This is a genomic window from Gimesia alba (assembly GCF_007744675.1).
In the GTDB taxonomy this organism is placed as follows: domain Bacteria; phylum Planctomycetota; class Planctomycetia; order Planctomycetales; family Planctomycetaceae; genus Gimesia; species Gimesia alba.
This window is the reverse complement of sequence record NZ_CP036269.1, coordinates 7,158,588-7,172,746: the sequence shown is the minus strand read 5'-3', so window position 1 is coordinate 7,172,746 and position 14,159 is coordinate 7,158,588. Positions and strand designations below refer to the sequence as shown.

Genomic DNA, 14,159 nt, shown 5'->3' with positions numbered 1-14,159 from the left:
TTATTGTTTGGGTTTGGTTGTATGCCAGGCCTGAAAAAGGGGTTTTAAAGAGAGATGGCTAAGGAAGTCTTTGAGCGAACAAAGCCGCACGTAAACGTAGGTACGATTGGACACATCGACCATGGTAAGACAACCCTGACAACCGCTTTGCTGGCAGTGCAGAGCGAAAAGGGCCTTGCCCAGATGAAGAGTTATGCTGATGTTGCGAAGGGGGGAACCGTTCGTGACGATACTAAGACTGTGACAATTGCTGTGAGTCACGTGGAGTACGAAAGCGACACTCGTCACTACGCTCATATCGACTGTCCTGGTCACGCTGACTATATCAAGAACATGATCACCGGTGCTGCCCAGATGGATGGTGCCATTCTGGTGGTCTCTGCTGCTGACGGCCCAATGCCTCAGACGCGTGAGCACATTCTGTTGGCTCGTCAGGTAGATGTGCCTTCTCTGGTCGTCTTTCTAAATAAGTGTGACCTGGTCGACGATGAAGAGTTGCTCGAACTGGTTGAAATGGAAATCCGTGAGTTGCTGACCAAGTACGGTTTCCCCGGCGATGACATTACGATCGTTCGTGGAAATGCGAAAGGTGCACTCGATCATCCAGCTGATCCAGAATACAACGCCTGTATCGGCAATTTGATGGATGCTCTGGATGCTGACATTCCTGCTCCAGAACGTGAAGCAGACAAGGCGTTCTTAATGGCGATTGAAGACGTGTTCTCCATTGCTGGCCGTGGTACTGTTGTAACTGGTCGTATCGAGCAGGGTAAGATTACTGTTGGTGACAAAGTGGAAATCGTTGGTCTGCGTGATACGCAGGAAACGACTTGTACCGGCGTCGAAATGTTCCAGAAGACTTTGAATGAGGGTCTGGCTGGCGACAACGTGGGTATTCTGTTGCGTGGTACTAAGAAGGAAGACGTGGAGCGTGGTCAGGTATTGGCTGCTCCTGGTTCAATTCCTCCGCACACCAAATTCGAAGGTCAGGTTTACGTCCTGAGTAAAGAAGAAGGTGGTCGTCATACTCCGTTCTTCAACGGTTACCGTCCTCAGTTCTACTTCCGTACAACTGACGTGACTGGTTCTACAACATTGCTGGGTGGTGCAGAGATGTGTATGCCTGGTGATAATGTGGAAGTTGAAGTCGAGCTTGGTAAGCCAATCGCTATGTCAGAAGGTAGCCGCTTCGCGATTCGTGAAGGTGGTCGTACTGTTGGTTCTGGTGTTGTTACCAAGATCGTTGAGTAGTTAAAGAGTTGCTGCTTTTTGTGATTTACACGGTGTCCACTCTGTCTGATGACGGAGTGGACACCTTAAAGTTATAGTAGGTTTGTTGTACTGTTGTCCGTTGGGACCGAGGGCTGTTATGGCACGTGAATATGTTTGGTTAGAATGTACTGAGACCGGAATGCGAAATTATCGGGTCAGTAAGGAGACTCGTGGCACGGAACGGCTTTCGCTGATGAAGTACTGTCCCAAGTTGCGGAAGCATACATTGCATAAAGAGTCTCGCAAGAAGTAGGTTCTGCTGGCCTGGATTTTGTGACTGGTGTCAGGTCTTTGAGTTGCTTCCGGTGGTCAAAATGTTTGGTCGGTTCATGAGTTTGAACGGGTGTAGCTCAATTGGCAGAGCACTGGATTCCAAATCCAGCGGTTGGGGGTTCAAGTCCCTCCGCCCGTGTTTTTGTGTTGCATCTGCTGCGGGGCAATGAAGAGGTGGTTGCCTCTTGCTCTTTTATCTTAGTTTTTAACGGCAGGTTTGCGATTTTTAGTTCGCTTCTGTTCCTTATATTATTTAGTAAATTGGTCCAATGGCTAAATCCAAGACAGGACAAGCGTTTTCTGCCACTTTGGTGAGTGGTGGTTTGTATAAACGGAATCAGGGGCGTCTGGTGCGTCAGCTGACAGCAATTGGGCTGGTTGCGGTGGCCATTTTTGGTGCCTATTCTCTGTATAATGTTTTGCCGCTGGGGATGTCCGCCGGGGTGCAAAAAGGGATTGCGGTAGCAATTGTGGTTGTTTCGGCTTGGCTGGCCTATCGGGTGGTTAATTTCCCCCGGTTTGCTGACTTTCTGATTTCGGTGGAAGCTGAGATTAGTAAGGTGACCTGGGCGACCTGGGATCAGTTGTGGCGTTCGACGGCAGTTGTGATTGTCTTGATGTTTTTTCTGTCGTTTCTGCTCTTGGCATATGACATGTTCTGGCAGTTCCTCTTCAAGTGGAAATGGATCGGTTTTCTGCAGATTTGAGGAAGTAGCGATTCGGCTTTCGGTAGATAACAGAGATTTTTTGATCTCTGCTTCTTGAATAAATTGTGATTCCTGCTCATTATGGGCGATTCCTGCTTTTGGCAGTCGCTATTATTGTAGCTTCAGGGTAATTGTCAGGTGTTCGTATGTAACGGATCCTGTTGAAGGTGTCTCATGAGTAATGATTCGGGTTCTGATCTTGCCTCTGAAAATCCAGAGGGCTCTGAAAAACGCCTATGGTATGTGTTAAAAGTGCAAAGCAACCGCGAGAAATCAATTCGGGAGGCTTTGCTAAGAGGGATTAAGCGAGACGGTCTGGAAGAATATTTCGGAGAAATAATTATTCCGACCGAGAAGGTTGTTGAAACAAAGGGTGGTAAAAAGCGGGTTTTTGAGCGAAAGCTTTATCCTGGCTATCTCATGATTCAGGTGGAGCTGAATGATGACAGCTGGTACCTGGTTCGATCCACAAATGGAGTGGGGGACTTCACTGGCGCGGCAGGTAAGCCGATTCCCATGCAGGAGCACGAAATTGCTCGCATGCTGGGCCGTGAAGAGACCAAGGAAGAGACTCCTGTTAAGATTAAATTAGATTTTCAGACCGGTGATGTTGTCAAAATTAAAGATGGTACCTTTGAAGGGTTTGAGGGTACGATCGACAATATTGATGAGGCCAGTGGCAAGGTGACTGTTCTGATTGAAATTTTCAGCCGTCCTACTCCTACAGAGTTAGAGTACTGGCAGATTGAAAAGGTCTAATCGGGCTTTCGGGCTCCGTGTAAAATAGTTTGATTCACGTGTTTATAAAGTGTTTTGAAAGTCGGTCAAATGGCTAAGCAGCTTGTTGCAGAAGTAAAAGTTCAAATTCTCGGTGGTCAGGCAACTCCTGCTCCTCCTGTGGGTACGGCACTCGGTCCACACGGTGTTAATATTGGTCAGTTTGTCCAGCAGTTTAATGACCGAACCAAAGATATGGCCGGCACGACTGTTCCGGTTGTGATCAGCATTTTCAACGATCGCTCTTTTGACTTTGTTCTGAAGAGTCCCCCTGCTGCGGTACTCCTAAAGCAGGCTGCTCAGATCGCCAAAGGGTCTGGAAATCCTAAGAAGAACAAAGTGGGTAAAGTGACCGTCGACCAGTTGAAAGAAATTGCCAAGACCAAGTTTGAGGATCTGAATGCTCCCAATATTGATCAGGCAGCCAAGATTATTGCTGGGACTGCCCGTAGCATGGGGCTCGAAGTCGAGAAATAATCATTTGTCTTAAGGGCAAAGATTATTGGTGCCGGGTTCAGGCGATATTAAATAAACATAAAACGTTTTTCGGATAGAGAGTCATGGGAAAACAATCCAAGCGAACTAAATTTTATAATGAAAAGCTGGCCGGGCTTAGTTCTGCTGGTCTGGAAGAGGCTGTGGAGGCTTTAAAGTCTCTGGAGAGCGATCTGCCTGCAGCAATCAAGCCAGTGAAAATGGACCAGACGGTTGAGTTGGCTGTGCGATTGGGTGTCGATCCTCGTCAGGCAGACCAACTGGTGCGTGGCTCGATCATTCTGCCGCATGGTATTGGTAAAACACAGCGTGTTGTTGTGTTTGCCCAGGGTGCGAATCTGGAAGCAGCCGAGGCAGCCGGTGCTGATGCAGCTGGTGGCAAAGATCTGGCAGAGAAGATCAAGGGGGGCTGGCTTGATTTTGATGTGGCGATTGCAACACCGGATATGATGGGTGTTGTTGGTCCGCTGGGTCGTGTTCTGGGGCCACGAGGTTTGATGCCTTCGCCCCGCGCTGGGACTGTGACTCAAGATGTCGAGAATGCCGTGAAAGATTATAAGGCTGGTAAGGTTGAGTTTCGTGTGGACGCTGGCGGTAATGTGCATTGTCGCGTTGGTAAGCTATCGTTCGAAGCCAGCCAGTTAGTGGAGAATATTCAGGCGATGTTAAAGTATCTGGAATCATTGCGGCCTTCTTCTGTGAAAGGCGCTTATGTGCGGAATATTGCTATTTCGTCAACGATGAGCCCTGGAATCGGAATTGCACTTTAAAATCGTAAACACTCAGATTGTATTTGTAGCCAAAAATATTAACGAATAACTGTTTTCGGCGTTTAATGAGCTGGAAGAGATCTAATGAGTAAATTTGTAAAAGAGCTGATCATCTCGGAGATCGAATCCCAGATTGGCGAAGTTCGAGATTTCGTTGTTGTGGATTCTGCAAAGTTGGATGCGATTACCGATAACGGTTTTCGTCTTAAGTTGCAGGAGAAAGGGATTTCGACTCTGACGGTGAAGAATTCTCTGGCCCGTCGTGCCTTTGCCAACGCTGGCGTTGAAGGGTTGGAAGATGTCTTAAAGGGGCCTTCGACTCTCGTGTGGGGGGGCGAAGATATTGTCGCTCTCTCAAAAGAGATGTCGAAATGGGCTTCAGATATCGAAAATCTGGCGATCAAAGGCGGGTCCACAGAAGGAACCGCACTCACGTCAGATGATGTGACAAAACTAAGTAAGAGCCCTGGTCGAATGGAATTGATTGGCGAAATTGTTTCCCGGATCCTCGGACCTGGTGCACAATTAGCAGGGGCAATCAAAGGTCCCGGCGGGACCCTTGCCGGGCAGATTAAGACAATCTCTGAAGGGGATGAGTCATAAGTCGTTGACCCGTTTCAAGGCTTGTGGTTTGTGTCTTGAAATTTGTAGCAACTGCTGCTGAGGCAATGCAGCGTTGATTTGATTTACACTATTGAGAGATTCTATTTTACGCATTCGTGCGAAAGGAAAGAGAAGATGGCGACAGCCGAAGCAACAACTGAATTTGGTGAAGAGACCAAAGAACTGGGCGACAAAATTGCTGGATTGACATTGCTCCAGGCTAAAGAATTGGCTGAATACCTTGACGAAGTCCACGGTATCAAGGCTGCTGCCGGTGGTGCTGTCATGGTGGCTGGCGGTGGCGGTGGCGGCGATGCCGGCGGTGAAGCTGCTGCAGAAAAGACCGAATTTGACGTCATCCTGACTGGATTCGGCGACAGCAAGATTCCTGTGATTAAAGTCGTTCGTGGCGCAACAGGACTCGGTCTGAAGGAAGCAAAAGATCTGGTTGAAGGTGCTCCTAAACCACTGAAAGAAGGTATCTCGAAAGAAGATGCTGAAGCACTGGCTAAAGAAGTTGAAGAAGCAGGTGGTTCTGCTGAAGTAAAGTAAGTCGTCGTAAAAAAGCCATCTTAAGTTCACCTGTGCTGAGGCATCGTTTTGGCACAGGTTAGCTTCTGCCTGTACGGGTGGATATTTTTGGTTTTTTTTCGCGTGCAATTGAAGTGTTCTGTATCACCGTTTAGAATAAGTGACCGGCTGCTGTCTGGTGATTTTGTATCGGACGCAGCGATCATTGTTTGTGACTGTTTCTGCAGACGTGATTTCACTATTGCATGTTGTACTACTGCTTTATGTTTTTTGTAAGTTTATCTGCTTCGATCAGTCATCGTTTCAGTCCCATTTGGTCTAAGCAATCGACTCATTGCACTCTCTTTTGAATAGCAAAGTAGTATTGAGCGATTTATCAGGCTTTAATTTAGTCGAGCGATCCGCTCTTAATACAGCATTCGGGGCTGTAATCTCTCGAGGTACGCGCTGTTGTTCCTCGCTATTCTTGGCTTGTGCTCTGTCAGTTCGACATTGTCAGTTACGCAGGGCATTTCCACATCTGGCACCAGGTAAGTAGAAAAGATCATCTTAATGCCGATTCCAGCACAGCGAACGATCCCCACTCAATCCGTCAAAAATTTTGGTAAGATTGAACACAGTTTTGAGCTGTCTGATTTAACACAGATTCAGACAGACTCTTATGCCACTTTTCTTCAAGCTGATAAATCTCCTCGTGAGCGAAAGAATCAGGGGCTTGAAGAGATTTTGCGCGAAGTATTTCCCATTGAAAGTTATCAGGGGCAATATCAGCTAGAGTACGTAAAGTATGAGTTAGGAAAACCTCGCTACACGCCGACAGAGTGCCGTCAGTTACGATTGACATACGGTCGCCCCTTCCGCGTTTGGTTGCGTCTCGTGAAAGAGCAACCAATTGAAGAGGAAGTCTATCTTGGCGACTTGCCTGTCATGATTGGTGGCGGCGAATTCATCATCAACGGAGCCGAGCGTTGTATCGTCAGTCAGTTGCACCGTTCTCCCGGCGTTGACTTTGTGCTCAGTTCTGAGCCTGGTGAGAAGAAAGAGTATTCCTGCCGCGTGATTCCCGAACGGGGAAGTTGGATCGAACTGGTCGTCGGTAAGAAAGACACACTGGGCGTGCGGATTGACCAGAGTGGTAAATTCTCGGCCATGACGCTGTTGCGTGCGATGTCGAAAGATTACTCCTCAGACACGGATCTGGTAAAGCTGTTTTACGAGACCAAATCAGAAAAAGTGGCCTCGGGTGCTTCTGCTGAAAAACTGGTTGGAAAAATAGTCGCTGAAGATATCGTGTATCCCGCCGGCCACGATCGTTGTGGCGAGGTGATTCTGGATTGTTGTGGAACAATTACTGAAGAGCTGGTTGACGAAATCATTGACACCGGTCTGAAGAAAATTGAAGTGGTTGCGGAAGTCAACGACTTGCTGGTTCTGCAAAGTATTGCCGAAGATCCGACAGCGACTCACGAAGAAGCATTGCTGCGAATCTATTCACGTTTACGTCCGGGAAATCCACCGCAACTGGAACGGGCCATTGATCTGTTCAAGGAAAAATTCTTTGACGTCAATCGTTATCGATTGGGGCGCGTGGGGCGTTTCCGTATCAATCGCAAGTTCAAACAGGATGTGCCCGATACAGAGATGACGTTGCGTCCGGAAGACTTTATTAACTCCATTCGTTATCTGGTCCGTTTGCGGATTGGTGATGGCTCCGCTTATGTAGACGATATCGATAACCTCGGTAACCGTCGTTTGCGTACGATTGATGAATTGGCTTCCGATGAAATTCGTAAAGGATTCCTCAAGCTGCGTCGAACCGTACAGGAGCGTATGACACAAAAAGATGTCGAAGAGATGTCTCCCCGTACGCTGATTAACCCCAAGAGTGTCTCGGCGGCGATTGACTTCTTCTTTGGTCGTAGCGAATTGTCGCAGGTGGTTGACCAGACGAATCCACTTTCGATGTTAACACACGAACGTCGTCTGAGTGCGTTGGGGCCCGGTGGTTTGAACCGGAAACGTGCCGGCTTTGAGGTACGCGATGTGCATATTTCTCACTACGGACGAATTTGCCCGATTGAAACACCTGAAGGTACCAACATTGGTTTGATTTCCAGTTTGAGTATTTTCTCGAAGGTAGACGATTATGGGTTCCTGGTGACGCCCTATCGTTTTGTAAAGAATGGAAAGCTGACCGACGAAGTGCACTGGATGCGGGCCGATGAAGAGGCCGAAGTCCATGTGGCACCCGCCGACACACCCGTTGAGAACGGTAAATTCAGTGAAGACCGCGTGATGGCGCGCTTCCGCGATGACGTGGTCTGGATTGCTGCCGGCGATGTCGATTACATCGATGTCGACCCCGCACAGATGGTGGGGATTTCCGCTGGTCTGATTCCCTTCTTGGAACACGATGATGCGAACCGGGCTTTGATGGGTTCTAACATGCAACGGCAGGCCGTGCCTCTGTTGATCGCAGAACCGCCTCTGGTGGGTACCGGAATGGAAGTCGCTGTGGCTCAGAACTCAGGTATGGTGGTCAGAGCTGAAAAAGCCGGTAAGGTGACTTACGTTGACGGAAATGTGGTTGAAGTCAACGGTAAAAAATATCGTCTGCGAAAATACGAAGGTCTTAACGAGCGTACCTGCTTGAATCAGACGCCTGCCGTCAAGGTCGGTGATTCGGTCAAGAAAGGTCAGATCCTGTGTAACAGTGCTGCTGCATCAGACGGATTACTGGCGCTGGGCCGTAATGTGCTGGTAGGCTTCATGTCATGGGACGGTTACAACTTTGAAGACGCCATCATTCTTTCTGAGCGTCTGGTAAAAGAAGACGTTTACACTTCGATTCATATTGATGAATTTGATGTTGAGATTCGTGAAACGAAGCTGGGTCGTGAAGAGTTCACACGTGATATTCCCAATGTCAGCGAAAAGGCGTTGCGACATATTGGTGAAGACGGAATTATCAAAGTGGGAACTCGTGTTCGCCAGGGCGATATTCTGGTCGGAAAAGTTTCGCCGAAAGCCAAAGCTGAGTTGACACCGGAAGAAAAACTGTTGCACGCGATCTTTGGGCGTGCCGGCGAGGATGTCAAAAACGAATCGTTAGAGGCCTCCAGTGGTGTGGAAGGGATCGTAATTCACACCGAAAAATTTGCACGCCGCATGAGTCTGACTGATTACGAGCGTAAGCAGTATGATGAAGAACTCAAACAGGTCGAAGAAAAAGGTGACCAGGAAATCGCTGCAGAGTTCCGTGAGTTCCTGAAGACATTTGAAAGTGCATTAGGTCAACCTCTGGTTGATGATGATGGCCGTAAGATTCGTGACATTCTTGAGGATAAATTTGTTTCTCAGTATGCTCATGATTTTCTATCGCATTTAGATGATCTGGATATTCGAAGCCCGCAGAAAAAGGCAGACTGCCGGGCTGTGATCGATGATCTCTGGTCCAATGTGGAAGACGTAATTGATACCTGCGACCAGCGTGTTAACAGTATGAAACGTGGCGAAGAATTGCCGAACGGTGTGCTGCAGATGGTTAAAGTCTATGTCGCATCGAAACGTCAGATTTCCGTGGGTGACAAGATGGCTGGTCGTCACGGGAATAAAGGTGTGATTTCCAAAGTTCTGCCGATTGAGGATATGCCTTTTACGGAAGATGGAACTCCGATCGACATCATGTTGAATCCACTGGGGGTTCCGAGTCGTATGAATGTGGGGCAGATTCTGGAGACCCACCTTGGCTGGGCAGCCGAAAAGCATGGTTTTCGTGCTGTTTGTCCGGTATTTGACGGTGCAATGGAATCATTGATTCACGAGTATCTGGATTCAGCTGGTCTGCCTAAGGATGGAAAAGCACAGTTGTTTGATGGTCGTACTGGTGAACCCTACGAGCAGAAAACCACAGTGGGGCAGATTTACATGTTGAAGCTGCATCACCTTGTGGATGACAAAGTACATGCCCGTTCGACAGGTCCTTACTCTCTGATTACTCAACAACCATTGGGTGGTAAAGCCCGGTTTGGTGGTCAGCGATTTGGGGAAATGGAAGTGTGGGCTCTGGAAGCGTATGGTGCTGCTTATATTCTGCAGGAACTGCTGACAGTGAAGAGTGATGATGTCGAAGGCCGTACTAAGATTTATGAATCGATGGTGAACGGTGAAAATACATTAGAGGCCGGTACGCCAGCCAGCTTTGACGTGCTAAACAACGAAATTCGTGGACTTGGTTTGAATCTACAGCTGGAAAAAAATCCCGCTTGATGCGTTCTCAGGGATTAGAGAGTTGTGTCGAGGGTGGTTTTTTTTCAGGATCAATGTCTGATCATAAATAGTTCAGAAAATAAGGAGCGTGCACAGTGAGTGTTGCACAAACAGCTTACGAGCGAATTAACGATTACGGTTCCGTAAAAATTGGATTGGCCAGTCCACACGATATTCGGAGTTGGTCATTCGGCGAAGTGAAGAAACCGGAAACGATTAATTATCGAACCTATCGTCCCGAACGTGATGGATTATTCTGCGAACGAATTTTCGGTCCTGAAAAGGACTGGGAATGTGCCTGTGGTAAATACCGGGGTATGAAGTATAAAGGCATGATCTGCGACCGTTGTGGCGTCAAAGTGACACATAGTCGTGTTCGTAGAAAGCGTATGGGGCACATTGAGTTGGCAGCACCAATTGTGCATATCTGGTTCTTCAAATCGATGCCCAGCCGTCTGGGGGCGTTGTTGAATATGAAGACCACTGCTCTGGAAAAGGTGGTTTATTTCCAGGACTACGTCGTGACCGATCCCGGCGATACGCCGCTGGAAATGTGCCAGACGATGACTGAAGAGGAAGCACGTCAGAATCAGGCCAAGTATGGCCCCGGTTCGTTCGAGATTGAGATGGGGGCCGAAGCCATTAAAAAGCTTCTGATGAGCCTGAATCTTGTTGAGATTTCGGAACGACTTCGCAAAGAGTTATTTGAAACCGCCAGCCAGCAGAAACGCAAAGACTACATCAAACGTTTGAAAATCGTAGAGTCATTGCGTGACAGTGATAACCGTCCTGAGTGGATGGTGTTGGAAGTGATTCCGGTAATTCCACCCGACTTGCGTCCGCTGGTTCTGCTGGATTCCGGTAACTTCGCAACCAGCGATTTGAACGATCTTTATCGTAGAATTATCAATCGTAATAACCGTTTGAAAAAACTGGTTGATTTGAACGCTCCCGAAGTGATTGTGCGTAACGAAAAGCGCATGTTACAGCAGTCGGTAGACGCTTTGTTCGATAACAATCGTTGTAAGCGTCCTGTGCTGGGTTCTTCTAACCGGCCTCTGAAATCATTGACTGATATGATTAAAGGGAAGCAAGGACGTTTCCGTGAAAACCTGCTCGGGAAACGTGTCGATTATTCTGCACGAAGTGTGATCGTGGTTGGTCCGGAACTGAATCTGCATCAGTGTGGTCTGCCCAAGAAAATTGCACTCGAGCTGTTTCAGCCTTTTATTATTCGTCGTCTGAAGGACAGCGGGCACGCTGATACGATCAAATCAGCGAAGCGCATGTTGGAGCGTAAAGATGAGGACGTATGGGATATTCTCGACGAAGTGATTCAGAATCATCCCGTGCTTCTGAACCGCGCTCCGACGTTGCACCGTATGGGGATTCAGGCATTTGAGCCGATTCTTGTGGAAGGAAACGCGATCCGCGTCCATCCACTGGTGTGTGGTGGATTTAACGCCGACTTCGATGGTGACCAGATGGCGGTTCATTTGCCGCTATCAATCGAAGCGCAGGTGGAAGCAACAACTTTGATGCTGGCTACGAATAACATTTTCAGTCCGTCCGATGGTGCACCGATTATTCGTCCTTCTCAGGATATCGTGATGGGTTGCTATTATTTGACCTTGAAGAAGACGGAGCGGATGGGTGAAGGCATGATTTTCTCCGGTGTGAACGAAGTTCATGCCGCATTCCAGCAACGCAAGCTGGACCGTCATGCCATCATCAAAGTGCGAATGCCTTCCGATAAACGGATAAAAGGTGACGGCGCTGATGATTTCAAGATGGGAGGCTTAGTTGAAACGACGGTAGGACGTGTCATTTTCAATGATATTCTGCCTAAGAAGATGGCCTTCTATAACCTGACGATGAAAGGTCGCGATCTTTCAAACGTGATTTCTGACTGTTATCTGGAGCTCGGTCGTCGTGAAACGATTAACCTCCTCGACAAGATGAAGGAAACCGGATTTCGTGAATCTACGGCCAGTGGTCTTTCTTTCGCAACCAGCGATTTGAAAACGGCTCCCAATAAAGCCAAGGTGATTGGTGATTCGGAGAAAACAGTTCTGCAGAAGTCCAAGCTTTATGAACGTGGTTTGATTACATCTGAAGAACGTTATAACGAAGTGCTTGACACGTGGACGAAAGCTCGCGAGTTGATTACGACCTCCATGATGCATGAGTTGGAAAACGACTACCGTGACGAAGGTAAGTATGTGAATCCGATTTATCTGATGTCGAACTCCGGTGCTCGTGGTGGTATCGAACAGATGCGTCAGCTTGGTGGTATGCGTGGGCTGATGGCCAAGCCGAGTGGAGAAATTATTGAAACTCCGATTAAGGCAAATTTCCGTGAAGGATTGACCGTACTGGAGTATTTCAGTTCGACACACGGTGCCCGTAAAGGATTGGCCGATACAGCTCTGAAAACCGCAGACAGTGGTTACCTGACACGTAAACTGGCAGATATCTGTCAGAACGTCGTTGTAACAGAGCATGACTGTGGTACTGCTCAGGGTATGACACGCGGCGTTGTTTATCGTGGTGAAAAAGTGGAAATGAGTTTGACTGATGCGATTCGTGGTCGTGTCAGCCGAACCAACATTGTCGATCCGATTACCGACGAAGTCATCGTTCGCGAAAACGAACTGATCACCGTAGAAATTGCACGTCGCATTGAAGCGATGGGGCTGGAAAAGATTCAGGTCCGCAGCCCCATGACTTGTGAATCTTCACTCGGGATCTGCCGCCTGTGTTACGGGATGGACCTCTCAACCGGTTCGCTTGTCGAAGAAGGGTTGGCAGTTGGGATTATCGCCGCACAAAGTGTGGGTGAGCCTGGTACTCAGTTGACGATGCGTACGTTCCACATTGGGGGGACTGCTTCCCACGAAGTGGAAGAGCATGAAATTAAGACCCGCCGTGCTGGTAAAGCAACATTTGCACGGATCAGGTCTGTTGTGAACAATGAAGGTTTGAGCGTTGTATTGACGCGAAACGGTGAAGTTGTGATCAACGATCCTAAAGGTCGTGAACTGGAACGTTATACGATTCCCAACGGTGCAACTCTGATGGTGAATGAGGGAGATGAGTTGGCAGAAGGTCAAGTGATCTGTCAGTGGGACCCTCACTCGATCTCCATCCTTGCAGAAGTGGGTGGTCGTGTACGATTTGAAGAGTGTGTGGAAGGGAAGACCATTCGCACCGACAAAGACCCCAGTGGCCACATCCGCCGTTCGATTATTGAGCATAAGGGGGAGTTGCATCCACAAATTATCATCGAAGATGGTACAGGCAAGATTCTGGACTTCTATTATCTTCCTGAAAAGGCAAGTATCGAAGTAGAAGAAGGCCAGCAGATCACTGCAGGGACAGTTGTCGCCAAGAACCCTCGGGAATCTGCGGGTACCCAGGATATTACCGGTGGTTTGCCTCGTGTGACTGAGTTGTTCGAAGCAAGACGACCGAAAGATCCTTCCGTTCTAGCCGAGATCGATGGCGAAGTCGAATTCGTTCCTGAAAAGAAACGTGGAAAACGAATCGTTATCGTTCGCGGGGAAGATGGAACCGAAGTCGAACATGTGATTCCGCATGGTAAGCACCTTCTGGTTCACGCTGGTGATCTGGTCAAAGCCGGTGACGCTCTGGTGCGTGGTCCTCTGGTACCGCACGATATTTTACGTGTCAGTGGTACAGAAGCAGTTCAACAATATCTGCTGCACGAAATTCAGAGCGTGTATCGTGCTCAGCGTGTGACAATCGACGATAAGCATCTTGAAATCATAATTTCTCGCATGTTGAGTAAAGTAATGGTCGAAGATGTGGGTGATACAAACCTGCTACCAGGAATTGTCCTCGATAAGTTGACTTTCCAAAGGATCAATGAAGAGACGATTGCCTGCGTAAAAGTGGTTGATTCCGGTGATACGGACTTCCAGCCAGACGACCTGGTGCCACTAGCAACAATTGAAGAAGTAAATGCCCAGGTGGAACTGGCAGGTCAGGCTCCTGCCAGCTTTACCAAGCCTAAGCCGGCATCTGCCAGCTCTCAGCTGTTGGGGATTACCAAAGCCTCAGTGCAGAGTGAAAGTTTCATCTCAGCAGCCAGTTTCCAGGAAACTACAAAGGTGTTGACCGAAGCGGCACTTGCCGGTCGTGTCGATTATCTGGTGGGGCTGAAAGAAAATGTGATCCTCGGTCACCTGGTTCCAGCGGGAACCGGGTTCTATCAGCACCAGACTGCAGAAGTTCGTATTCGTCCAGAGGCTTTGGAAGAGCTGAAGGCTGAAAAAGAACGTATTCTGGCAGCACGGATGAGCCTGTTGAATGAAGTTCAGCCTGATAAACCCGTTCCATTGGGCGGCGGTCAGGAAACCGAGGAATATGGACAGGGGGGCGCGGATCCCTCAATGGAAAACGCTCCGCCAAGCCCTAATCCCTTTGATGAGTAAATAGA

10 protein-coding genes and 1 tRNA gene are annotated in these 14,159 nt (G+C 48.4%); all 11 read left to right on the top strand.

Features of this window, described 5'->3' with window-relative positions; translation table 11 throughout:
- The first annotated feature begins 54 nt into the window (after positions 1-54).
- On the top strand, positions 55-1,251 hold the full coding sequence (gene tuf / locus Pan241w_RS26810; protein WP_145222138.1) for an elongation factor Tu: 1,197 nt from the start codon (positions 55-57) through the stop codon (positions 1,249-1,251).
- A gap of 118 nt (positions 1,252-1,369) precedes the next feature.
- Positions 1,370-1,525, top strand: coding sequence for a 50S ribosomal protein L33 (rpmG, locus tag Pan241w_RS26805; RefSeq protein ID WP_145222136.1), 156 nt, complete (start codon positions 1,370-1,372; stop codon positions 1,523-1,525).
- An 86-nt stretch (positions 1,526-1,611) separates the two neighbouring features.
- Positions 1,612-1,684, top strand: a tRNA-Trp gene (locus tag Pan241w_RS26800).
- Positions 1,685-1,814: 130 nt separating this feature from the next.
- Positions 1,815-2,252 carry a preprotein translocase subunit SecE gene (secE, locus tag Pan241w_RS26795; protein WP_145222133.1) on the top strand — a complete coding sequence of 146 codons (438 nt, stop codon included), beginning with the start codon at positions 1,815-1,817 and terminating at the stop codon, positions 2,250-2,252.
- 174 nt (positions 2,253-2,426) lie between these two features.
- Positions 2,427-3,011 (top strand): transcription termination/antitermination protein NusG, encoded by a 585-nt coding sequence (nusG, locus tag Pan241w_RS26790; RefSeq protein ID WP_145222129.1) that lies wholly within the window; start codon positions 2,427-2,429, stop codon positions 3,009-3,011.
- A gap of 69 nt (positions 3,012-3,080) precedes the next feature.
- Positions 3,081-3,506: a 50S ribosomal protein L11 gene (gene rplK / locus Pan241w_RS26785; RefSeq protein WP_145222126.1), complete on the top strand. Its 426-nt coding sequence runs from the start codon at positions 3,081-3,083 to the stop codon at positions 3,504-3,506.
- 83 nt (positions 3,507-3,589) lie between these two features.
- Positions 3,590-4,294 carry a 50S ribosomal protein L1 gene (gene rplA, locus Pan241w_RS26780; protein WP_145222123.1) on the top strand — a complete coding sequence of 235 codons (705 nt, stop codon included), beginning with the start codon at positions 3,590-3,592 and terminating at the stop codon, positions 4,292-4,294.
- Between the two features lie 84 nt (positions 4,295-4,378).
- Entirely contained in the window at positions 4,379-4,897 is a 519-nt protein-coding gene (gene rplJ, locus Pan241w_RS26775) for a 50S ribosomal protein L10 (RefSeq protein WP_145222120.1), read from the top strand.
- A gap of 135 nt (positions 4,898-5,032) precedes the next feature.
- Positions 5,033-5,449, top strand: coding sequence for a 50S ribosomal protein L7/L12 (gene rplL / locus Pan241w_RS26770; protein ID WP_145222117.1), 417 nt, complete (start codon positions 5,033-5,035; stop codon positions 5,447-5,449).
- Positions 5,450-5,980: 531 nt separating this feature from the next.
- Positions 5,981-9,697, top strand: coding sequence for a DNA-directed RNA polymerase subunit beta (rpoB, locus tag Pan241w_RS26765; protein WP_145222114.1), 3,717 nt, complete (start codon positions 5,981-5,983; stop codon positions 9,695-9,697).
- A 95-nt stretch (positions 9,698-9,792) separates the two neighbouring features.
- The gene (gene rpoC, locus Pan241w_RS26760; RefSeq protein ID WP_145222111.1) at positions 9,793-14,154 is read left to right on the top strand and encodes a DNA-directed RNA polymerase subunit beta'; all 4,362 of its coding nucleotides are present in this window, start codon (positions 9,793-9,795) and stop codon (positions 14,152-14,154) included.
- The last annotated feature ends 5 nt before the right edge of the window (positions 14,155-14,159 follow it).

Excerpts from the sequence above, each read along its gene's own strand:
- tuf (WP_145222138.1), top strand. The coding sequence starts at position 55 with ATGGCTAAGGAAGTCTTTGAGCGAACAAAGCCGCACGTAAACGTAGGT.
- rpmG (WP_145222136.1), top strand. The coding sequence starts at position 1,370 with ATGGCACGTGAATATGTTTGGTTAGAATGTACTGAGACCGGAATGCGA.
- secE (WP_145222133.1), top strand. The coding sequence starts at position 1,815 with ATGGCTAAATCCAAGACAGGACAAGCGTTTTCTGCCACTTTGGTGAGT.
- nusG (WP_145222129.1), top strand. The coding sequence starts at position 2,427 with ATGAGTAATGATTCGGGTTCTGATCTTGCCTCTGAAAATCCAGAGGGC.
- rplK (WP_145222126.1), top strand. The coding sequence starts at position 3,081 with ATGGCTAAGCAGCTTGTTGCAGAAGTAAAAGTTCAAATTCTCGGTGGT.
- rplA (WP_145222123.1), top strand. The coding sequence starts at position 3,590 with ATGGGAAAACAATCCAAGCGAACTAAATTTTATAATGAAAAGCTGGCC.
- rplJ (WP_145222120.1), top strand. The coding sequence starts at position 4,379 with ATGAGTAAATTTGTAAAAGAGCTGATCATCTCGGAGATCGAATCCCAG.
- rplL (WP_145222117.1), top strand. The coding sequence starts at position 5,033 with ATGGCGACAGCCGAAGCAACAACTGAATTTGGTGAAGAGACCAAAGAA.
- rpoB (WP_145222114.1), top strand. The coding sequence starts at position 5,981 with ATGCCGATTCCAGCACAGCGAACGATCCCCACTCAATCCGTCAAAAAT.